The 22984-nt window shown below is 67.6% G+C and carries 16 protein-coding genes; 3 read left to right on the top strand and 13 right to left on the bottom strand.

Annotated features, from left to right (window positions below):
* Positions 1–7: 7 nt before the first annotated feature.
* Positions 8–3685, bottom strand: coding sequence for an ABC transporter permease (locus ACTQ49_RS09480; protein WP_441827599.1), 3678 nt, complete (start codon positions 3683–3685; stop codon positions 8–10).
* A gap of 771 nt (positions 3686–4456) precedes the next feature.
* Here ACTQ49_RS09480 and ACTQ49_RS09475 point away from each other — a divergent pair.
* The gene (locus ACTQ49_RS09475; protein ID WP_441827598.1) at positions 4457–5677 is read left to right on the top strand and encodes a glycosyltransferase family 4 protein; all 1221 of its coding nucleotides are present in this window, start codon (positions 4457–4459) and stop codon (positions 5675–5677) included.
* A gap of 156 nt (positions 5678–5833) precedes the next feature.
* Positions 5834–7231 (top strand): sugar transferase, encoded by a 1398-nt coding sequence (locus tag ACTQ49_RS09470; RefSeq protein WP_441827597.1) that lies wholly within the window; start codon positions 5834–5836, stop codon positions 7229–7231.
* A gap of 7 nt (positions 7232–7238) precedes the next feature.
* Here the strand turns inward: ACTQ49_RS09470 and ACTQ49_RS09465 are convergent, their stop codons facing one another.
* From ACTQ49_RS09465 to ACTQ49_RS09410, 12 genes are all read right to left on the bottom strand, one after another.
* Positions 7239–8369, bottom strand: a complete 1131-nt coding sequence (locus ACTQ49_RS09465; protein WP_441827596.1) for a glycosyltransferase family protein — start codon at positions 8367–8369, stop codon at positions 7239–7241.
* Entirely contained in the window at positions 8366–9460 is a 1095-nt protein-coding gene (gene wecB, locus ACTQ49_RS09460) for a non-hydrolyzing UDP-N-acetylglucosamine 2-epimerase (RefSeq protein WP_441827595.1), read from the bottom strand. The genes ACTQ49_RS09465 and wecB overlap by 4 nt, the downstream gene beginning before the upstream one ends.
* A 376-nt stretch (positions 9461–9836) precedes the next feature.
* Positions 9837–10418 (bottom strand): YetF domain-containing protein, encoded by a 582-nt coding sequence (locus ACTQ49_RS09455; RefSeq protein WP_441827594.1) that lies wholly within the window; start codon positions 10416–10418, stop codon positions 9837–9839.
* A gap of 3 nt (positions 10419–10421) precedes the next feature.
* Positions 10422–11660, bottom strand: coding sequence for an alpha-amylase family protein (locus tag ACTQ49_RS09450; RefSeq protein WP_441827593.1), 1239 nt, complete (start codon positions 11658–11660; stop codon positions 10422–10424).
* Positions 11661–11800: 140 nt separating this feature from the next.
* On the bottom strand, positions 11801–12592 hold the full coding sequence (locus ACTQ49_RS09445) for a VOC family protein (protein WP_441827592.1): 792 nt from the start codon (positions 12590–12592) through the stop codon (positions 11801–11803).
* Positions 12593–12741: 149 nt separating this feature from the next.
* Positions 12742–13839 carry a glycosyltransferase family 4 protein gene (locus ACTQ49_RS09440; protein ID WP_441827591.1) on the bottom strand — a complete coding sequence of 366 codons (1098 nt, stop codon included), beginning with the start codon at positions 13837–13839 and terminating at the stop codon, positions 12742–12744.
* Positions 13840–14024: 185 nt separating this feature from the next.
* Positions 14025–15323 carry a nucleotide sugar dehydrogenase gene (locus ACTQ49_RS09435; RefSeq protein WP_441827590.1) on the bottom strand — a complete coding sequence of 433 codons (1299 nt, stop codon included), beginning with the start codon at positions 15321–15323 and terminating at the stop codon, positions 14025–14027.
* 824 nt (positions 15324–16147) lie between these two features.
* Positions 16148–17137, bottom strand: a complete 990-nt coding sequence (locus tag ACTQ49_RS09430; protein ID WP_441827589.1) for a Gfo/Idh/MocA family protein — start codon at positions 17135–17137, stop codon at positions 16148–16150.
* A 3-nt stretch (positions 17138–17140) separates the two neighbouring features.
* On the bottom strand, positions 17141–18232 hold the full coding sequence (locus ACTQ49_RS09425) for a DegT/DnrJ/EryC1/StrS family aminotransferase (RefSeq protein WP_441827588.1): 1092 nt from the start codon (positions 18230–18232) through the stop codon (positions 17141–17143).
* Positions 18229–18843 carry an acyltransferase gene (locus ACTQ49_RS09420; RefSeq protein WP_441827630.1) on the bottom strand — a complete coding sequence of 205 codons (615 nt, stop codon included), beginning with the start codon at positions 18841–18843 and terminating at the stop codon, positions 18229–18231. The genes ACTQ49_RS09425 and ACTQ49_RS09420 overlap by 4 nt, the downstream gene beginning before the upstream one ends.
* A gap of 128 nt (positions 18844–18971) precedes the next feature.
* Positions 18972–20339: an O-antigen ligase family protein gene (locus tag ACTQ49_RS09415; protein WP_441827587.1), complete on the bottom strand. Its 1368-nt coding sequence runs from the start codon at positions 20337–20339 to the stop codon at positions 18972–18974.
* Positions 20336–21643, bottom strand: coding sequence for a glycosyltransferase (locus ACTQ49_RS09410; RefSeq protein WP_441827586.1), 1308 nt, complete (start codon positions 21641–21643; stop codon positions 20336–20338). The genes ACTQ49_RS09415 and ACTQ49_RS09410 overlap by 4 nt, the downstream gene beginning before the upstream one ends.
* Positions 21644–21744: 101 nt before the next feature.
* Between ACTQ49_RS09410 and ACTQ49_RS09405 the strand changes: the two genes are divergently transcribed.
* Positions 21745–22983, top strand: a complete 1239-nt coding sequence (locus tag ACTQ49_RS09405; protein ID WP_441827585.1) for a Wzz/FepE/Etk N-terminal domain-containing protein — start codon at positions 21745–21747, stop codon at positions 22981–22983.
* The last annotated feature ends 1 nt before the right edge of the window (position 22984 follow it).

Raw genomic sequence — 22984 nt, 5'->3', positions numbered from 1 at the left:
CCCCAGCTCACTCCACCGGCTGGTCGTGGATGGTGGGCACGCGACGGGGCTCGGGGCTGCGGGCTCGCAGGATGGCCAGGGCGCTGAACAGGGCTCCCATCCCCAACCAGGCAAACAGCACCGCGGCGCTGGTGCCAGCGCCCGGAGCACCGGTCAGGATCGCGCGCACCCAGTCGACAGCGGGCGTGATCGGTGACAGACCGCGCAGCGCCAGCATCGCGTCGGGATAGGCCTGGGTCAGCAGACCGGCGCCCGCCACCAGGGCGAAGGCCGCCGCCACCAGACGGCCAAAGCCGCGCAGGAAGACCACCAGGCTGTGGTTCACCGCGGCAAAGGCCAGACTGGCGACCACCAGCGCCCCCGTGACCGCGGCCCATTGACCAGCCGACATTGGCAAGGCCACGCGACCGACGGCGCCGACCGCCAGCCCCTGAAGCACCGCGAGCCCGGCGGCAGGGACCATCTCCGCGACGAGCAGGCCGATCGAGCCCTCCGTGGAGCGACGGGCCCGGCTGCTGATCGGCACCAGGGAGCTGTGCAGCCCCATGGCGCCGGCCCACAGCGAGAGCAGCATCAGCATGCTGACCCACCCGACATTGCGGAAGGAGTTGGAGCGCGAGACGTCGATGGGCTGGCTGACCACATCGGTCAGCTTCTGGCGTTCGGCGTCGTCGTAGTTGGGAACCTGGGCGTGGGCACTGTCGATGCGCTTGGCGACGGTGACGCTGCGTTCGGTCTGCTGGGCCGCCGACTGGGTGACCACCTCGGTCCGGGTGGTCACGACGCCGCTGGACTGCTGCAGGGCGCTGACCTGCTCCTGGACGGCCGACGCCCGGCCCTGGGTCTCCGCGACGCGCACCGCAGCCTCCGCGGTGGCCGTCTGGAGAGAGGTCATCTGATCGTCGAGCAGCTGCATCCGCTCCGCCACAGCAGTGGTGTTGTCACTGACCCTCGTGGTCTCCGCGTCGAGAGCGGCGGCGGAGGTCTCCAGACCCGTCATGCTCTCGGCGAGCTGGGTCATGCCCTGGTTCAGGGTGTCCAGGCTCTCCTGTAGCTGGCGCACGGTCTCCACCTGCTGGGCGGCCACCTGGTCCATCTGGTCGGCGCCGGTGGTCAGCGCCTTGGACGCGTCGGACTCGGCCGTGACCTTGGTCAGGCTCTCGACGCCCTCGGAGAGTGCCGTGTCCAGCTCGCCGAGCTGGCGCTCCACCGTGGTCGACGCGGTTTCCAACTGGGACACGGCGGCCGCCACCTGGGCGTCCTTGAGCACCTCGACGCCCGGGGCGGGGGTCGGCTGGGTACTGGGATCCGCGCTCGGCTGGTCGCTGGGCGAGGGGGCGGGAGTGCCGCTCGGATCGGCGGACGGACTTGGCTCCGTGCTCGAACTCGGATCCGCGCTCGGCTTGTCACTCGGCTTCGGATCCGCGCTCGGCTTGTCACTCGGCTTCGGATCCGCGCTGGGCTTCGGATCCGCGCTGGGCTTCGGATCGGCGCTGGGCTGGTCAGTCGGCTTGGGATCCGTGCTGGGCGTCGGGTCCACAGTCGGCGACGGCTTGGTGCTGGGCAACGGGTCCACGGGGGGGGCCGGTGTCGTCAGGTCCAGCCCTGCGACGCGATCGGCGAGATCCTCGAGCGTGGCCACTGTCTTCGCGCGGCTGGACTCGAGCGACTCCAGGGCATCGGCCAGGGTCTTGGCGCTGGCCTGGACCTGCAGGATCTTCTGCTCGTGGCCACTGTCCTTTGACGCCGCAAGGACCTCGTCGACGGCACGGTTGTAACCGGCCGCGGCGCCGGCCTTGCAGGCGCGTAGCGCCTCCTTGTCGGCCTTGCTGTACTCGGTGCATTCGGGCGGCACGTTGCCCACGCCCTGGTTCGCGTTGACCTTCTTGGTCGGCAGCGAATCCATCATGGACCGGTAACTGGCCAGCAGTTCGTCCGCGGCAGCCTGGTTGGCGGCGGCCTGCTTGTTGAGCTCCGGCACATCGGCCTCGGCCTGCTCCAGGGAGCGGGCGGCAGCACGCAGCTCCTTGACGATGGCATCGCGCTCAGCCGTCGGAGCCGCCTGGCTGCGCACGACATCGAGACGCAGAGAGGCCTGCACCCGGGCCGACTGACCGGGGGCCGGTGCGGATTCGGGCTGCTGGCCAGCCGCGTCCTGCGTGGACGGCGCCTGCTCGTCGCGAGCATCGGCGATGACATCAGGGGCGGCAGCCGCGCGTGCGGCATCGGACTCCGTGGGGGTCGCGTCTGCAGTGGCCTCGGCAACCGGGGAGGGCGATTCGCTACGGGAGGATTCCACACCGGGCTCGACGGGACGCCCCTCAGCGGCCTGCGTCGGGAGGCTCTTGGGGCGTGCCTCCTGCGCCGGTGCCTGCCTGGCAGGAACCAGGGGGATCTGTGGAATGCGGGGGCCGCTCTCCTCGCGCACCTCTCGGCCCGTACTGGCACCGGACTGCTCGGAACCGGCCTGGCCCGACGTCGTCGGACCCGTGGTGGGCTGGGTCACCGCGGTCTCGGTGGGCTGGGTCACCATGGGCTCGCGAACCTCGGCTCCGGCGTCACCAGCAGCGCCGGTGCCTCCCGTCGCCTTCTTCACCGCGGTGGTGACGACGCGCACATTCTCGACGTAGTCCTTCAGGGAACCCTGGACATCGCCCAGCTGCTGCTGCAGCTTGGCCTGCTGGGCGGCGGCCTCCCCCACCTGACCGGTGTAGTCCTCGGCGGCCGTGCGGTTCTGCGAGGCCGACCGAGCCACCTCATCGGCAGTCTCACCAGCCGTGGCGACGTCCTTGGCGGCACCCGCTGCACCCTTGGCCTGTTCCTCGGTGCTCCGGTTGGCCTCGGTGGCCACCTCGGAGATCTCGGAGGCCTGCTTGGCAACCTCCTCCAGAGCACGTCCCTGCTCGGCCGATGCCTCGGCAGCGACGGTGGCACTCTCCTGGGCAGCAGTGGTGGAGTCCTCCACCCCTTGGACGCCGCGGACCGTTTCGTCCGTCGCCTCGACGAGCTGTCCGGTGCGTGATCCGGCCTCGTCGGCCTGCTCGGCGGCGCTGCCCGACGCGTCCTGGGCAGAACGGGCCTGTCCCTCGAGGGCGTCTGCCGCAACAGCAGCCTCCTGGGCGACGGTGGCGGTCTCGCCCAGGGCGGTACCGACCTCCGTGGAGGTGACGAAGAGATTCTCCAGGTAGGTGCGCGTCACCGAGCTGGAGACGGACTGGGTGGCGGCCGCCGAGAGCTGCGAGAAGACCATCTGGTCGCTGACACCAGAAACAGGCGAGCGCTCCACGATGAGCGTCGCCTTCTCGTCCGCACCTCCTTGGCTGGTTCCCGTCAACACCTTGGAGAAGGTGGGCGGAATCACCACGGCTGCCGCATAGCGGCCCGCGGCGAGCCCCTGCTGGGCCTCCGTCGGGGAGACGCCGTAGCGCCAGGTGAAATTGGGGCCCTTCTGGTTCTTGAGCTGCAGGGCATACTCCTGGCCCAGGCGGACCGGCTTGCCGGCCACCAGGCTCCCCTCGTCGAGGTTCACGATCGCGGCCTCCGCCTGACGGAGCCGGCCGGACGAGCCGGAGGTGGCCCAGAGGAAGCCCGAGATGATGACCAGGGGCAACAGCAGGATGCCGAGGGTGCTGAGCAGACGGGTGCCGGTCCGCGTGCGGGCGCGCGAAGAGTCAAACCCACTCATGGGCACCCTCCGTTCTGGGCGCGCTCCTGCGCGTCCCCCCACTCCAGACCATTCACACACTCAATAATTTCGCACCATGGGGGACACTGCCCCCCCGCACCCTCGACGGCGATGCCACTAGCATCTCCCAAGCGACTGCCGCATTGAGGAGACAACACGCCAAAACCATTGTCCTGCAACAAAAGGTAACGATTCCGTCGACAGCTCGGGGAGTCAATCGAATGCAACTCGAACCCCCGCCGGCCGCGCGCTCCGGGAGCGATGGCGACACCTGCCCACACTGGGCGGGGACGTCGAGGGCTTGTGCTGTCCAACGAGCTTCCTGTCCGAACTGTGCGGATGGGGTTTGACTGTCGATGACAGCGCTCCACCCACAGGAGAAGACTAACCGCCCCGCCGCCTGCGCCGCCCCCGACGGCAGTTCACCCAGAGCACCTGGCGGGCCATCTGTCCTGTCCACGATGACGCACCTTCTTGTCCTGTCCACGATGACGCACCTTCCGCCTTGAAGCCGAACGGCTTCAGCCAACACTCAGACAGCTGGCAGACGATTGCCCTTTTGACCACACCGAAACCCTAGTCACGGGATTCGAGGCCAGATGCCCACCATCAGACCTTCAGCTTGCATTCAGCTGAAATAGTTGGACATAAGACCTAGTCAACCGTCTTATATATCTCTGGGTGGACACGTCTGTCACCACTAGACTGCTTTGGGTGACCCCCGCATCGGGTCACCCCGACCGCACGGCGTCGACGTCAGAAGGGACGCAGATGAACCAGCCCGCGAATACCCCGGCAGCACGACGAGTCCTGGCTATCAACCAGTACGCCTTCCCCCGCGAATACGGTGGCATCACTCGAACCTTTGACATGTTGAGCCGGCTGCGCGGCTACGACTTCCGCATCATTTCCAGCTCCCGCCACCACACGACCGGTGAGCTGATGAGTTCCGTGGACCCCCGCTTCAACCTGGTTCCGGTCCCGGCCTACGCCGGCAACGGCGCCAAGCGCATCCTGGGCTGGGGCGTCTTCGCTGTCGAAGCCTTCGCCACCGGTCTCGGAAAGCGCTGCGACCTCATCTTCGCCTCCTCCCCCCAGCTGCTGGCTCCCGTGGCCGGAGCCGCGTTGGCGGCGGTGCGCAAGAAGCCCTTCGTGATGGAGGTCCGCGACCTGTGGCCGGAGAGCCTGGTCAGCGGAGGCTCCCTCAAGGAAGGCAGCCTGGTCCACAAGATCCTGGTCGCCCTGGAGCGGACCCTCTACCAGCGCGCCGAACAGATCATCGTCGTGACCGACGGCTGGGAAGACCACTTCCGCGGCCTGGGAATCGATCCCGCGAAGCTCACCGTCGTCGGCAATGGTGCCGACCTGGACGAGTTCGACGTTCCCGAGACCAAGGAGCAGGTGCGCGAGCGTCTGGGCCTGACCCGATTCACCGCCGTCTTCAGCGGCAACCACTCCAACTACGTCGGGCTGGACCTGATCCTGGACGCCGCGGAGCAGCTGCCCGACGTCGACTTCCTGCTGATCGGCTCCGGATCGCGCAAGCAGTGGGCCGTCGACGAGGTGGCCGCCCGCAAGCTGACCAATGTCCGCTTCCACGGCCAAGTACCCAAGAACGAGCTGGTGGCCCTGCTCAAGGCAGGCGACGTCGGCCTGCACACCGTCAGCCCCCAGAGCGTCTTCAACAAGGGCATGAGCCCCAACAAGCTCTACGACTACATGGCCTCCGGCCTGGCTGTGGTCTCCAATGCCAAGCAGCCGCTGCGCAAGGTGATCATCGACGACGAGGTGGGGGCCGTCGTGGAGCCCCATGACCTGGTGGAGGGCATCCGCTGCGTTCGGGACGCCGACCAGTCGACGCTTGACCGCTGGCACGCCCGAGCCCGGGAGCTGATGACCACCCGCTTCAGCCTGCAGGCCAGCGCCGATGCGCTCGAGGCAGCCTTCGACCGGGCCGTTGCCCAGTACGCCGCCCGCACCGGGGCGAACTGAGGCCGGCCGAAGATCACAGCGGACGTGGGCCGCGTCAGCCCTGAAGACCCTCGCATCCCCGTGGACCCGGGATTTCCCGGGCTCGCTGGGACGCGGCACTAGACTGGCGGGCGATCCGTGGGGCCCAGACATGCCGGCGGCTCCACGACTCACACCATGGAAGGGACTCACGTGGCCCGCAAGGACAATTTCGCCAAGGCAGAGAAGCTGCTGATGGTGCTGACGGACATGGCCGTCTTCTCGGTCTGTCTGTTCCTCTCCGTCTGGCTGCGTTTCGGCGGCCACATGCCGCAGCGCAACCTCTCGGCAGTGACGTCCACCTTTGGCTACGCGCTGGTGGGTTTCGTCATCGTCAGCGTCTTCTCGGGCGTCTACGTCCTCTACAACAAGACCCGCCTGGACCTGGCCATCATCACGTTGATCGACCAGATCATCGTCACCGGCATCATTGCGGCCGCCACCTTCGCCGGGAGCTGGTTCGCCTTCCCCCGCGGCGTGATCCTGATCAATCTGGTGCTCAGCACCGTGGCGCTGGCAGTGGTACGGATCATCGTCTACGGCGTCTATCGCCGGGTTCGCGGTGACAACCGCGTGATGTGTCTGACCGTCCCCGGCCAGGAATCACGCGCGGTGCGCAATTTCCTCTCCAACCGCAGCCCTCGTCACCAGCTCACCCATGTGGTGGACGGCCACTACGTCGAACATCTGCGCGCGTATCTGGACGACTACGACTCGGTGCACGTCAGCGACCAGATCGACGACGCCACCCGTCGCCAGGTCTACGACTACCTGTTGGAGAAGGAGAAGGAGATCTTCCTCACCGCTGACTTCCAGCGGCTGCTGATGATCAACCCCAACATCATGAGTATCGAGGACGAGTCGATCGTGCTCGTGAGCCCCTTCAAGATCCCCGGCGAGTACGACCTGCTCAAGCGAGCTGGAGACTTCCTCATCGCACTGGTGGGCCTGGTGCTGGTGAGCCCGATCATGCTGGTGACCGCGCTCCTGGTGAAACTGACCTCCCCCGGCCCGGTCTTCTACAAGCAGGTTCGTGTCACCCAGGGCAACCGAGAGTTCGAGATCCTCAAGTTCCGTTCGATGGCCGCCAATGCCGAGGCCAAGTCCGGCCCGACGCTGGCCACCAGCAACGACGCGCGTGTCACCCCGCTGGGCAAGTACCTGCGCAGCATGCGCATCGACGAGCTGCCCCAGCTGATCAATGTGCTGCGCGGGGACATGAGCCTGATCGGCCCCCGCCCGGAGCGCCCCTTCTTCGTGAAGCAGTTCACCGAGATCAATCCCCACTACCCGCTGCGCCACAATGTGCGCGCCGGCGTCACGGGCTATGCACAGGTCTACGGCAAGTACGCCAGCGACTTCCAGGCCAAGTTGAACTTCGATCTGCTCTACATCAAGACCTACAGCCCCATGCTCGATCTCAAGATTGGCCTGCAGACCATCAAGATCCTCTTTGACAAGGTCTCCAGCCAAGGCGCCGAAGAGGAGGGCAGCCCCGAGATCGTGCTCCCGGAGGGCACTGTCGTCCTGCACTGAGGCGTGCTCAGGGCAGGCGGCCGCGATCCAGCAGGTGCTCCATCAGGTCCACCAGAACGGCCTGCTCGTTCTCGAAGCAGAAGCGCTCCTCGACGGCGCGCCGACCATTGGCACCCAGCCGAGCGCAGCGCTGTGGATCGTCCAGCAGGGCCTTGAGTTCGCGCCGGACCGCGACGGGGTCATCCGCGTCGACGAAGACGCCCGCCTCCAGCCCGCCGAAGAGCTCCCGCCAGTAGGCAAAATCGCTGGCCAGGAAGGGGACCCCGCAGGCCATGTATTCAAAGACCTTGGTGGGCAGGGAGTGCTCGTAGTTCGGCAGGCGGCTCAGTAGCACGAGCCCCACCCGCCCCTCGGCGATGATCCCCGGCAGGTCCGCTGGCGGTACCAGCCCGCGGTAGTCCAGACGCGGGTGCTCGGCCAGCCGGGCATCGTCCACCAAGCACCGCCCGGCCACCACCAGCCGTGCATCGTCGTCCCGGACCGCTGCCAGCATTCGCTCCAGCCCGCGCTCCAGACTGACATCGCCGGTGTACACGGCCACCCGGTCCGCAGCCTGGGGACGTGAGGCGGGGAAGTCGGCGAGCCACGGAAGGTTGTGCGCCACCACCACGGGTCGTTGACGGCCGTCGAGGCTCGTCCGGAAACCGGCTGCGATCTCGTCGATGACGGTGACGACGGCATCGCACTGGGCATCGGCCCGGGCCACCAGCCGTCGGGCAGCCGCCCTGGCCAGGTGTCCCTTGATCCCCCGCAGGTAGGGCTTGGTCGCAATCTGCTTCACCAGGTCCTCATGGGCGTCATAGACGACGGGGATGCCACGGCGACGACCGTACGCGATGGCCATCGGGATCAGCTCGGGATCGTGGAAGTGCAGCAGTTCGGGCCGAATCCGGTCGAGCATCCGCCAGGCCTCCAGCTGCGAGGCCAGCAGTCGTGTCGCCCGGCCACGTGGCTTGATTGCATGCACCTGCACTCCGTGCGTGATCCGGTCCTCGTCGGCCTGGATCACCAGGTGCACGTCAAAGCCTGCCTCGGACAGGGCCCGGCACTCCTTGTTCAGGATCCTGTTGTCCCAGGACTGGTGGACGGTGCTCAGGTGCGCGATGCGCCCCCGGACGGAAGTCGTGGTCGCGCTCACGCGGAGGGGCCGACCAGGTTCCCGGCTGCGTCGACGCTGTAGGCCTGGAGTGCCTTGGCGACCTCCTCAGCGGCGTGCCCAGTGCCGTACGGGGTGCCACGCTCAGCGCTGGGGCGGGGACGCACGGCCACCTGGGCCACCTGGGTGAGGTCGGGGTCCAGGATGTTCCAGCCATCGGCCAGGGTCTCGACCCACTCGGTCTCGGTGCGCAGCGTGGTGCACGGAGCGCCCAGCAGGTAGGCCTCCTTCTGCAGGCCGCCCGAGTCGGTCACCACGCCGACGGAACGCACGACGGCATTGACCATGTCCGGGTAGGCCAGCGGGTCGACGGCCACCAGGTTGCCGGCCTCGATGTCCAGCCCGAACTCGGCGGCTTTGGCGCGCAGCCGCGGGTGCACCGGCAGGATGGTCTTCACAGGGAGCGCCGCGAGGGTCTCCAGGATGGTCTTCAGGCGGGCCGGGTCGTCGGTGTTGTCGGCGCGGTGGATGGTGGCCAGGATGAACTGGTCGCCGTCCTCGATGCCCGCGATGGCCAGGGGACGGTCCTTGACGGCGTCGCGCACCTGGAAGCACACGTCCACCATCACGTCGCCCACCAGAACGGCGCGGTCCTTGAGCCCCTCGTCGGTGAGGTGCTGGACGGCCACCTGGGTGGGGGCCAGGCAGATGTCGGCCGCGTGGTCCGTCATCACGCGGTTGTGCTCCTCCGGCATGCGGCGGTTGAAGGAGCGCAGCCCGGCCTCCAGGTGGGCCGTCGGGATGTGCATCTTCACCGCGGCGAGAATGCCTGCGATCGTCGAGTTGGTGTCGCCGTAGACCAGCACCCAGTCGGGCTGCAGCTCGGTGAAGGCGGCGTCCATCTGCGCCAGCATCGATCCGGTCTGCACTCCGTGGCTGCCGGAGCCGACCCCCAGGTGCACGTCGGGATTCGGGATGCCGAGGTCCACGAAGAAGGAGTCCGACATGTTCACGTCGTAGTGCTGCCCGGTGTGCACGATCTTGTGGTCGATCCCCGCGGCGGCAAGGGCCTTGGCCACGGGCGCCAGCTTCACGAACTGGGGGCGGGCACCGACGATGCTCACGACGCGCATTCTGGGTCTCCTTCTGGGTGGACGGCGGGACCAACTCTAGTGCGCCCCAACGAACATCCCGTCGACGCCGCTCGGAGCGGCCCAACCCGGGGGCCAGTCGCGCGCTGCCAGTCCCCGCGTGGGTTTGGTCACCCCGCAACGGGTACACCGCACGCGCGAAGTTGAAACCCACGCGGGGCTGGAATGGGGGCACTGGAACCCACGCAGGCTGCTGAAACCCACGCGGCGCGCGTTCGCGTGGGATTGATCACCCCGCGACGGGTACACCGCACGCGGGAAGTTGGAACCCACGCGGGGCTGGAATGGGGGCACTGGAACCCACGCAGACTGCTGAAACCCACGCGGGATGCCGTGTGGGCATGAATCCCACGCGGAGCTAGAGCACCAGGTCCTCCGGGATCCGGTCGGCGCCCCGTACTCCGTGGAGCAGGGCGCGCTCGATCCGCTGCCCGCGCTTGACCACGGTGAGCCCGCCGCGACGCTCCAGGATCACCAGGGCGGCGTCGCGACGGCTCAGCAGCCCCTCCATCCTCAGCCGGGCGAGCAGCTGGGCCTCGGTCAGGCGACGGTCGTGCAGGACGTCGCTGCAGAAGATGCCGTCCACCATCACGACGACGGCCCGGTGGCCCTTTCCACCGTCGGCCTTGGCGCGACGGGCTGCCCACCGAACCCGACCCAACAGGGCCTCCAGCACCAGCAGGACGGCGACGGCCAGCAGTGACCCGGCCAGCGTGGGCGAATTGCCCAACATCCCTCGGGCACACAGCGCACCGAGCAGGGCCATGACGGAGAAGCTGAGCACGCTGGGACGGGCCGTCAGCTTGGGGCCGGACAGGTGCACCACCAGCGCGAAGCACACGTAGAGCACGGTCGACGAGACGACGACGGAGAAGACCCCGGGCCACCCGATCCCGAGCTGCCACCAGACCGCCTGCCAGAATCCACTCGCCCCGTCCATCGGTCAGACCTCGAGCAGCGGCTGGCCCTGACCGTCCTCGATCCTGACTCGCCCGGCGGGCAGGTCGAGCTGCACCAGGAGCTGCTCCCCGCTGGGGCCGTTCACCCGGTAGCGGTAGAACTCATTGCGCAGTTCGAGCTTCTCGGTGCGCGCGTGCACCAGCCACGGATTGCGACGGCGCAGGCCGATCAGGTCCTGGTGCAGTCGCTGCACCGCGTCGCCGAGTGGCGACAGCTCGTCCGGTGTCGACGGGAAGATGGGCCGCACCTCATCGTCGCCGCCCAGCCGGTCGTACTTGGTGCCGGTGTAGCCGCGCTCGTCGCCGTAGTAGACGCTGGGGATGCCGCCAACCGTGAACAGGACGGTGAGCGCGGCCGCGAGCCTCTCCTGCCCCACCAGCGTGGCGATCCGGGTCACGTCGTGGTTGCCGACGAAGGTCTGGGGGACGAAGTGCTCAAGCCAGCCGTTGTGACGCTGCAGCGTCCAGTCCAGCTCGAAGAAGTTCTGGTCCTTCAACGAGCTCCAGATCGACTTCCAGAGTTCGTACTGGGTGATCGAATCCAGACCGGAGCGCTGCACATAGTCGGCATAGTCGCCGTGGATCATCTCGCCGACGAACCAGGCCTCGGGGAAGTCCGGCCGCACTTGGGCCAGCACGGCGCGCCAGAACTCGGGCTTGATCGCGTATGCGGCATCAAGTCGCCAGCCGTGGATGCCCCGACGCAGCCAGTGCCGCATCACGTCGGCCACCAGCGCGGCCGTGGCGGGCTCGTCATGGTTCAGCGCCACCAGCGAGCCGTGGCCCTCGAAGACGGCGGCCCGCGGCGGGTTCTGACTCCAGTCGATGCGGAAGAGCTTGGCCTCCTCCGAGTCGGGCCCCTTCTCCAGCGCGGCACGGTAGAGGGGGTGCTGGTCGCCTACGTGGTTGAAGACGCCGTCCAGCAGCACCACGATCCCGCGTTCGCGGCAGGCCGCAACGAGGGCGTCGAAGTCGGAGTCTTCCCCCAGTCGTGGATCGACTGTGTAGTGGTCCAGGGTGTCGTACCCATGGGTGGAGGACGTGAACACGGGCCCCAGCAGTAGACCGTTGGTGCCGAGCTGCTGGGCATGGTCGAGCCAGTTGTGCAGATGCCCCAAACGATGGGTGAGCAGACGTTCCCCGTCGGATACCGGCCGCACCGGAGCACCCGTGAAACCGAGTGGGTAGACCTGCCACCAGATGGCGTGCTCGAACCAGCGCATGACGTGCTCCTCTTCCGTGGGGACGAGTCCTCGATCCTGGTCAGTCTAGGACGAGGCACCGTGCCACGAGCGGAGCGGCCCAGCTGGGAAGGCACACCCAGGACCGCTGGTGTGCCATCCCCGGCGGGCACGGCAGGATTTCAGCCCTCGTAGGAGCTGGTGATGACCTGGAACATGCCCCCCTGCGGATCGGCGACGGTGGCCAGGCGACCGAAGGGCGAGTCCATCGGACCGTCGAGCAGGCGTCCACCCAGATGTTGGATGTTGGCGACGGCCGCATCGGTGTCCTCCACCTGCAGGTAGACCCGCCAGTAGCTGGGCACCTCGTCGGGCAGGAAGGTGTGCGCCTCGCAGATCCCGCAGCCGGCGTCAGCCTCGGAGCCATTGGTGGCGTAGCGGGGCTGGCCCTCTGGGATGCCGGGCATCTGCACGAGATTCCAACCGAAGACCTCGGTGTAGAAGGCGCTGGCGGCGTCGTAGTCCTTGCTCATCGTCTCGAACCAGACGGGGCTTCCCGGCTGACCCGTGAAGTCGTAGCCGGGGAACTCGGCGGGCTGCCACATGCCCACCACGGCACCGTCGGGAGCCGTGACCAGCGCCATGGATCCGGCCTCCCCCACCTGCATGGCAGGCATCATGACGCTGCCGCCGGCGGGCTCCACCCTGGCCAGCGCGGCATCGATGTCGTCCACACGCAGGTAGATCGTCCAGCTGGTGGGAAACTGCGGCTCGTCGGCCAGGCCCTCAGGTGTCATCCGGGAGTCCATGGCACCCCCGACGAAGGCGTCGCCAAGCTGGATCATGCGGTATCCGCCAAAGTCGGGGCCCTGATCATTGAAGTTCCATCCAAAGAGCTCGGAGTAGAAGGTCTGCGCACCGTCCAGGTCGTCGGTGCCGAGGTCCATCCAGGTGGGGTTTCCGGACTGGGACATGTTTCCTCCAGGGGAGTCGTGCGACGCACCATGTGTCAGGAGGAAGGCTAGCCGCAGGCACTGACATTTCTCCCAGCCCTGCCCCACCGCACTCGACGGACGGGACTCTCGTAGCCCCCAGCAGCCCAGCGGCCCAGCAGCCCAGCGGCTCAGCGCGCAGCGGCCGCCCGTTCGGTCACCTCGACCAATGCTGGCACGTCGGCCTCGAAGTTGAAGTGTTCCTCGATCGCCCGACGCCCGCGCTCCCCCATCTCACGGCAACGCTGCGGATCGCCGATCAGCTCGCGCAGCGCCCGGATCGGAGCCTCCGGCGTCGTCGTGTCGACGAAGACTCCTGCGTCATACTTCTCGAACAAACCCCGCCAGTAGGGAAAATCGCTGGCGATGAAGGGGATGCCCGCCGCCATGTACTCGAAGAGCTTGGTGGGCAGAGACTCCCGGTAGTTGGGGAGGGGCTGCAGGAAGACGAAGCCAACCGCCCCCGTGGCCAGCAGGGCCGGAACTTCGCTGGCCGCGACGGTGCCGCGGTAGTCGATGCCGTCATCCGGGCGGAGTGCATCGAGCAGTGCCTGGGTATGCGCATCGGCCGGGCCGGCCAACAGCATCGAGGCCCCCTCCACCGCCTTCACCGTCTCGAGCATCACGCCGGACTCGCGGCTGCGCGTGAGCCCGCCGACGTAGACGACTCGGCCCGAAACCGGCTCTCGCTCCACCTGCGGGAAGTCCTTCAGCCACGGGAAGTTCCGCACCACCGTGGTGTGCGGGTTGCGGTACTTCTCCCGGATCACAGGAGTGGCGACGACGATTCCGTCAGCGAAGCGGTCGGCCAGACCCAGGATCAACCGAGCATAGAGGCGGGCAGCAGCCTTCACCGGACCCTTGAGATAGGCCTTGTCTTCGATCTGCCCGACGAGGTCCTCGTGGGCGTCAAAGATGAACCCCGCCCCATGGGTGCGGGCCCACAGCATGGCCATCGGGATGAGCTCGGGGTCGTGTGCATGCACGACATCCGGCCGCACCCGCCCCAGGGCCCGCCAGGCGTTCAGCTGGCCCTGGACCATGCGCTGGAGGCGCCCCTGGGTCTGCGGCAGCTCCTCCATGGTGACGCCGTTGACCGGATCACTGCCTGTGCCACGTGCGATCAGGGTGACGTCCAGGCCCTCAGCCGCCAGAGCGCTGGCCTCCTTGTTGAAGATCCGGGGATCTCGCGGACGATGGACGGTCGACAGGTGCGCCACCTTGGTCATAGGACGCCTTTCACCAGGTTCGTGGACCAGCCCATCCTATCGAGCACCATCGAAGCCCCCCACGCCGTCGCCACCCCCAGCGCCGTGAGTCAGGGTGGGCACAACAGCAGGGCTGCCCGGGAGGTTCCTCCCGAGCAGCCCTGCTGCAGTCTCAATTCCCGCGCGGACACGGGCGCAATGGAGTGTCAGATCTCGCCGTCACCGATCACGAAGCGCTTGACGCCCTCCCACTTGCTGGCGTCGGTGCAGTTGCGACCATCGACCAGAACCTGCACACCGGGGAAGTCATCCTTGCCCAGCGCGGAGAACTCGGGATGGTTCGCCTGGACGATGACGGCGTCCACCTGGTCACCGTCGACGTGCGGGTTGAGGTTCAGCTTTGCCAGCTCGTCGGCGGTGTACATCGGGTCGCTCACGGTGGCCACGGCACCACGGGCGGACAGCACCTGGAAGACCGGGAAGACACCGGAGAAGGCGGTCTCCTTGACCTTGCCACGGTAGGAGGCGCCCAGGATCAGCACCTTCTTGCCCTCGAGGCCGCCCAGTGCGCCCTCGACGAGGGTCACGGCGTGCTCGGGCATGGTCATGTTGGCCTCACGGGCGGTGCGCACGATGGTCGCGTCCGGGTCGGTGTAGAGATACAGGCGCGGATAGACCGGGATGCAGTGGCCACCCACGGCGATGCCCGGCAGGTGGATGTGGCTGTAGGGCTGCGAGTTGGAGGCCTTGATCACCTTGTAGATGTCGATGCCGTTCTTCTCGGCGAACTTGCCGAACTGGTTGGCCAGGCCGATGTTGACATCGCGATAGGTGGTCTCGGCCAGCTTGGCCATCTCGGCCGCCTCCGCCGTGCCCAGATCCCAGACGCCATTGGGGGTGTCGAGGTCGGGACGCTCGTCGAAGTCCAGCACCTGCTCGTAGAAGTCCACGGCACGCTTGGTCGACTTCTGGTCCAGACCACCCACCAGCTTGGGGTACTTGCGCAGGTCGGCGAAGACACGGCCGGTGAGCACACGCTCGGGGCTGAAGACCAGGTCGAAGTCCTCGCCCGCCTTGAGGCCCGAAACCTCCTCGATCAGCGGCTTCCAGCGATTGCGGGTGGTGCCGACCGGCAGGGTGGTCTCGTACGAGATCAGGGTTCCCGGGGTCAGGTGCTCGGAGAAGGAGCGCGTGGCGTCCTCCATCCAGCCGAAGTCGGGTTCCCAGGTCTCGTCGTTGACGAAGAGCGGCACCACGATCACGATGGCGTCCACACCGGGGATGGCGGCGGAGTAGTCCGTCGTCGCCTTCAGATTGCCAGCCGGCACCAGCTCGGCCAGCTTCTCACCCAGCTGGGCCTCACCCGGGAAGGGCTCCTTGCCCTCATTGATGATGTCCACGACTCGCTGCTGCACGTCAACACCGAAGACCTCATGGCCCTTCGAGGCGAACTGGACGGCGAGCGGGAGGCCGATCTTGCCCATCCCGATGACGGCGATCTTCATGGAAGTCCTTTCCTGTGGCGCACGTCCTGCGCCGAAGCTACCCAAGGAGTCTACCGACCTGAACCCCGAGGAGCCGTTCATCTGACACCGTGGATGGCCGACTGGCTCACAATCTGGTCGGACGGTCGGCTCGCCGAGCCCCCTCAGCGCAGACCCCGACGCGCCCCTCGAACCAACCCAGAGGGAGCCGACATCGTCCCGGAACCGACGAAACCGCCCCATCGACGCACGCGAGCAAAAAAAACTTGTGTCCCCTGTTCGGGGGACACCGGAAGGTCGCATTCTGTCCCCTGAAACCATGACAAGCGTCCGCTTTGTCCCCGCAGCAAGGGACAAGCGGGAGCTCCAATCCAAAGATCAGCTGAACTTCTTTAGCATTCAATCACTTGTTCAGTTTGCCGCCTCTGACTAGGGAATACAGAATTGAGACATCGCTTGGGGCGGTTCGGGGGAAGCGCCACAAGCGGCCGATTCGGGGGAATCGGACATGGTCGAAGAAGGCTTCGGGGGAAGCATTCGAAAGACCAGGGAAGCATCGGGGGATGCGACCCACAGCATCCACGGATGCGCACCGGCCGACATGATTCGGGGGAATCAGGAAGGCCAGATCCCACACATTCGGGGGAATGCCGGGATCACCGCTCGAAGGGTTCGGGGGAACCACGAGAGCACTGGAGCAGATCGGGGGATCGCACGCTCCAGCGAACAGAATGGGCCCGGAGGCAGCTGCCTCCGGGCCCGAGTTCATTTCCGGACTCGCTCCCCGGCCTGGACATGACGAGGGCCCGCCGCGATCACGCGACGGGCCCCGGATCCACGAGGGATCAGTTGATCTCGACGAAGGTGTTCGACTTCGAGCTCTCGATCATGGCCTCACAGACCTGGACCACACGTGCGCCCTGCTCCAGCGTCACGATGTCCGCATCCTTGCCCAGCACCGCATCACGGAAGTTCTCGTGCTCGGTGCGCAGCGGCTCGGGCTTGGCGATCGCGAAGCGGGTCACGTCACCCTCGGAGACGCCACGGAACTGGGCGATGTCATCCCACGAGTGCTGGACGGTGCCATTGCCATAGAAGGTCAGGTCCGCAGTCAGGGTGTCCGCGATGAACATGCCCTTCTCACCGGTGACGATGCACAGGCGCTCCTTGGTGGGGGTCAGCCAGTTCACCAGATGGTTCGACATGAGACCACCGGACAGCTGGCAGGTGGCCGAGACCATGTCCTCGTACTCACGGCCGGACTTGAACATCGAGCGAGCAGCCACCAGCTCGTAGTCACGCTGGGTCACCCAGGCCGTCAGGTCGATGTCATGCGAACCCAGATCCTTGATCACGCCGACGTCGGCGATCCGGTTCGGGAAGGGCCCCTGACGACGGGTGGCCACCTGGTAGAGATCACCGAGCTCACCGGCCTCCAGACGCTTGCGCAGGTTCTGCAGCGCAGGGTTGTAGCGCTCGATGTGACCGACGGCACCCACCAGGCGCTTGGCCTTGAAGAGCTCCGCCAGACCCTTGGCAGACTCGGTGTCCTTGGCCAGCGGCTTCTCGATCAGCGCGTGCACGCCCGCCTCGGCCAGCTTGGTGCCGATCTCGTCGTGGTACACGGTCGGGGCGGCCACCACGCAGTAGTCCAGACCCACCTCGATCAGCTCGTCGATGGTCTTCTTGACCTCGAGGCCACCGGCGACGCCATGGGGATCACCCATCGCGTCGGCCACGCCCACCAGATCCACGCCATCGATGGAGCGCAGGTTGCGGGCATGGTGGCGGCCCATCATCCCCAGGCCGATCAGGCCTGCACGAAGATTCGCCATGGCTCAGGCACCTGCCTTCGCGAGGGTGTTGACGGCGTTGACGATCCGCTCCAGATCGGCCTGGGTCAGCGACGGGTGAACCGGCAGCGACAGGCACTCCTTGGCCGCCTTCTCCGTCTCCGGCAGGTCGACGGGGCTCTGGAAGGGAGCCAGACGGTGGTTGGGCACGGGGTAGAACATGCCCGAACCCACCTGGAACTGCTCCTTCAGCGCGGCCGAGAAGCCGTCGCGGTCCTCGGGGACGCGGATCGTGTACTGGTGGTACACGTGCACGGCACCCTCGGCGACCGGCGGCGGGGTGACCCCCTGCAGGTTTTCGGAGAGGAATGCGGCATTGGCCTGCCGCTTGGCGGTCCAGTCACCCACCTTGGTCAGCTGCACGCGGCCGATGGCGGCGTGGATGTTGGTCATGCGGTTGTTCAGGCCGACGACCTCGTTGTGGTACTGCTTCAACATTCCCTGGTTGCGGTACAGCTGGCAGCGACGCTCCACCTCGGCGTCGGCGACGGTGATCATGCCGCCCTCACCCGAGGTCATGTTCTTGGTCGGGTACAGGCTGAACGCGCCGAAGGTGCCGAAGGCGCCCACCGGGGTACCGTCCAGCGACGCGCCATGGGCCTGGGCGGCATCCTCGAAGAGCTGCAGGCCGTGCTTGTCGGCAATCTCCTGCAGCGCCTTCATGTTGGCCGGGTGACCGTACAGGTGCACCGGCATGATGCCCTTGGTCTTGTCCGTGATGGACGCCTCGACACTCTTGGGATCCAGGCAGAAGCTGTCCGGATCGATGTCGGCGAAGACCGGGGTGGCGCCGGTCAGGGCCACCGAGTTGGCCGTCGCCGCGAAGGTGAAGGACGGGACGATGACCTCGTCGCCGGCCGTGATGCCGGAGGCGAGCAGGCCGATGTGCAGGGCCGAGGTGCCCGAGTTCACGGCAACCGCCTTGCGGCCGGGCGTGAACTGCGCGGCGAACTCGGTCTCGAAGTCGGCAACCTCCTGGCCCTGGGCCAGCATGCCGGTGCGCATGACACGCGCGACGGCCTCGATCTCCTCCTCGCCGATCAGCGGCTTGGCGGGCGGGATGAACTGCTCGGTCACTTGCTTACCTCCGTGTTCGCGGTGGCGGAGCCTTCCTCCACCAGGGTCAGAATCTCGTTCTCCTCGACGAACCTGTCGCCAGTGCGGGTGTCCACCCAGGTCAGCTTGCCGTCGGCCGTCTCACCGTCGGAGTCCAGCGGGAAGCCGGAGCGGCCCACCCACTTGATGCGACGGGCGGGGACCCCCGCCACCAGGGCGAAGTCCGGGACGTCCTTCACCACGACGGAACCGGCGGCCACCGTGGCCCAGCGTCCGACCGTGACCGGAGCCACGCACGTGGCACGGGCACCCACCGAGCATCCCTCCTTGAGGGTCACCCCCACCGGCTCCCAGTCCGAGGCGCTCTTGGCGCTGCCGTCCGGATTCACTGCACGCGGGAAGTGGTCATTGGTCAGCACCACCGCGGGGCCGATGAAGACACCGTCCTCCAAGTACGCCGGCTCGTAGACCAGGGCGTAGTTCTGGATCTTGCAGTTGTTGCCGACGTGGACGCCTTCACCGATGTAGGCGCCGCGACCGACGATCACGTTCTCGCCGAGTTCGGCACCGTGTCGCACCTGGGCGAGGTGCCAGATGGAGGAACCGTCACCGATGGTGACTCCCTCGTCCATGTCGGCAGTGGGCTGGATTCGTACGTTGTTCACTAGGCCTCCGCAGGCTGTTGGTCCTCTGCACAGGCTACCGCGTCGTGTGGTCCGCGCGGCACCTGTGACGAGGAGGGGTGGTCTTCCCGTCGGGCTCAGGCATGTCGGGAGCTCTGCTTGGAACGTGTGGTGCGACGCAGCAGTTGCCGTGGCCCGCCCCGTGAGAGCAGCCCTGCAGGCGTCTCGTGGCGCCACTGCGGCCGGGGAAGGGCGCGCAGTCCCAGCAACACCTGGAAGACCATCGCCAGCCCGGCAAGTTGGATGAAGGAGACCGACGAGTCCAGCCAGCTGGAGTTGGCGAAACCGGCGGGAAGCACGAACAGGGCGAGCAGCGCCGTGTTCACGTTCAGTCCCCAGACCCACTTCGCGGGCCAGCTCCGGACAGCGGCCGGCGTGGTGCGGACCACCACGACGGCCAGCAGCCCCAGGGCGAGGGCGGCGAGCAGGAGGCCGTACTGACTGGCCAGCTCGAACAGCATGGAGTGCGGGTTGGCAGGCCCACCCAGGGTGTCAACAGGTGCTCGGGCGGTCTTGATCTCCTGCTCGAAGCCCCCGGGGCCGATGCCCAGACCGCCGCTGTGCCAGATCATGTACCAGCCATTGCGGTAGAGCGCGGCCCGCTGCGCATTCGATCCGACATTGGGGGTCGGTACTCCCCAGGGGGCCCGCAGGAGGGAAGGCAGGAGCAGGAGCAGGCCGAGCAGCGCTACCGCCGCCCCGATCCGGGCGAGCTGCCGGCCTCCGAGCTGGAGCACGAAGGCCGCCCAGTAGATGAGGACCACCAGGATGATCAGGCGGGAGCCCGTGAACCAGCAGATGACGGGACTGACGAGCACGCAGGCTGCCCCGAGCCACCTGCGCCAGCCGCGCTCCAGCCAGAAGGAGATCATCAACATCCCCATGGCCGCGGCCAGGAAGAAGGCGAACAAGTTGGGGTTGACCATGTAGGAGGCAATGTCCACCGCGGTCTGCCGGATCCACAGCGGGGCATCTTCGCGGTAGTTCCACAGGTGTCGTCCGGTGGCGATCTCCCAGCACGCGGGCAGGCAGGCGACGAACCACCCCAGCAGCCATCCGCGGGTCATGCTTCGCAACCAGCCCAGCGCCCGATCACGATCCGCGGAGGCCACCGGCCCCACCACGCACAGCACCGCCACGATGGTGGCCAGGCCGATCATGACGGAGAAGAGTTCACGGCCACCCGACGGGTCCTGCAGCCGGGCGAAGCCCCACGATCCCCAGACAAACAGGAGGGCCAGCACCGCCAGGGCCGTGCGAGGGATGGCCTTGTGCACGCGCAACACGTACAGACCAGCGCATCCCACCAGCAGCACCGAGACCAGCCGCGCGGCGGTCAGGGGGCCGATCCGGATGATCGGACCAAAGCTGGCCGCCGTCGGCAGCACGAGGAGCAGGAAACGGGCCAGCAGGTCCAGCCAGCGCGGAGCGGGTGCCGTCCTCACTGGGCCATCCGCAGGACATCCGCGACGAAGTCGGCATGATTGCGGCCGCTGTCGAAGCGCTGGGCCACGAGCTCGCGCACGGCGCTGCGCCGCTCCTCAGAACGGGCCACCGGGAGCACGTCGGACAGGCGCTGGGCCAGGGCCGTGGCCGTCACATCGGCGGGAACCAGGAAACCGGAGTCCTCGAGCACCACCTCACGGGTAGCGCCCACGTCGGTGGCGACACAGGGGATCCCCCGGGCGGCGGCCTCCATCACCGAGACCGGCACACCCTCCGATGAGCTGGTGTTGACCATCAGGTCCGCGGGCTGGGAGAGCTCGGCCAGCAGCTCGTCGTGCGGGAGCTGACCGCACCACTCATGCTGCACCCCGGCGGGACGCAGCCGCTCGTCGATCCGCTGCTGCAGCTGATCGCGCAGTGGCCCGTCGCCATAGTGGCGCCACGAGATCCGCCACTGCGGCTGCAGCACGGCGAGCTCGGCCAACGCGTCCACCAGCAGGTCCATCCGCTTCAGGGGGGTGAGGGAACTGATGCTCACCAGCCGCACCTGGTCCCCGATGCCGGGGGGCGCAATCCGCTCCGGGGGCGGCAGCACCACGCCGAGGCGGGCAGTCCGCACCCGGTCAACGTCAAAGCCGTAGCGCTGCACCACGTACTCGCTGCCCTGCTCGCTGATCGGGTAGAGGGCATCCAGCTGTACGCCGACGGTGCGGATCAAGGGATTGTACGTGGCCGGGCGGGCCTCTTCGTAGAGATCGGTCCCGTGGGCCCGGGAGACGACGCGGCGGACGGCTCCCTGTTCCCGGGCGCGCAGCCCGCCGCAGGTCAGCGCCTTGAGCCAGTAGGTGTAGAGCACGTCCACGCCGCCCACCCGACGGGACAGGCTCCCCACCACGTCGGCCACGATGAGGGCCTGGGCCACGGCCCGCTGAGCGCGCAGCGCTCGGGCCCGACTGAGCTGACCGCGCCGGGCCAGGTCTGCCACTTCGCGGCGGAACCACGGGTCGACGAGTGCCTGCGCCATGGAACGGGCGAGACGCGCGCGCGATGCCCAGGCCCGGGAGAGCGAGTCGTCCACGGTGAAGTTCTCGGGCAGTGGGCGGGCCGGGCCCCGGGCGTCCACGGGCAGCAGGATGACCTCCGCCCCGGAACGTGCCCACGCCGCGAGCTCGTCGGTGATGAACTGTTCTCCCCTGCCATGCGGATAGCCCGACGTGAGCCAGACGACGCGACGCTCCACAGTTGCCAACCCTTCCCGCAGACCGCAGGCCCGCGCTGCGCCCTTCGCGATGGTGGTGCCCAACAGCGACTATTCTACAAGGACCATCGGTGGCGGGTCGGTCCACGAGGCCCTGCCGCCACCCATGACCCACTCCCAACTGCCCCACTCCCAGAAGGTGCCGCATGAAGCTGAGCCGCATGGTCAACGCAGTCCGACGTTCGTGGCTCCCCTCCCTGGTGATTGGCGCGGTGGTGGGGCTCCTGGCAGCGATCGCGAGTTTCGCGATGGCCACCCAGACCTACACGGCCACCAACACCCTGCTCTTCCAGGTGGCCGGGCAGGACGAGATCCCGGACCCGAGCGTCGCGACGAACTATGCGACGACCCAGGCCAGCAGCTATTCGGCCATGGTGACCTCACCGCTGGTGCTGCAGCCCCTCAGCGAGAAGCTGGACATGGATCCGGCGACCTTGGAGGCGGGCCTGTTGGTGGTTCCGCCGCGGCAGAATCTCACGATGCGGATGTCCTACATCAGCGCCGACGAGCAGGAGGCCATGCAGGTGGTCACCGAGGCCGGCAAGATCCTGGACCAGGTGGTGGCGGACTACACCGACACCGTCGGCAAGGCCCCGCGGGTTGACATCACGAAGCAGCAGGTCAACACGCTGCCCACCCCGGGCACGGCGAGCAGCCCGGTGGCGTCGCTGGCGAAGGGCGCGATCGCGGGCCTGATGGCGATGCTGGCCTACCTGGTCTTCAAGATCCTGTTCAACAACCGGGTACACACCGTGGACGACCTGGCTGAGGTGACCGACAGTTCCGTCATCGCGACGCTGCGCAGCGACGAGGACACGGCAGCCCTGGCCCGGTCCATCAACTACCTCGACGCCGGACGGCCCGCGCGCATCCAGTTCAGCACCGCCACCGCCAAGGAGGACTGCTCCGCCGCCGTGGCTGGCGTGGCACGTCGCCTCGCCGCGGACAAGCCGGGGCGGGTGGCCGTCGTCGACGCGAACCTGCGCCGGCCCGAGATCGGCCGGGCCCTGGGCGTTGAGGGTGCCGGGCTGTCCGAGCTGCTCTCCGGCCAGGTGGATCCGACCTCGGCGATCCACCAGCGCGACGGCCTGACCGTGGTTCCGGCCGGGGGCCAGGCACCCAACCCGGCCGAGCTGCTGGCTTCTGCTCGCCTCGGTGAGCTGGTGGATGCCCTGGCCCGGGATCACGATGTGGTCCTGGTAAACGGTGGCTCGCTCGTGGACCACAGCGACGGCGCCCTCAGCGCGTCGGCCAGTGCCGGCACCGTGCTGGTGGTCGGGACCGGCAGGACCTCCGAGGATGCCGTGCGAGAAGCCGTCGGCGTGCTGGAATCGGTGGACGCTCGCCTGTTGGGCCTCGTACTGGCCCGGCCGACGAAGGGCTGAT

This window comes from Luteococcus sp. Sow4_B9, assembly GCF_052116585.1.
Lineage (GTDB): Bacteria > Actinomycetota > Actinomycetes > Propionibacteriales > Propionibacteriaceae > Luteococcus.
This window is presented reverse-complemented; position numbering and strand designations above follow the sequence as displayed.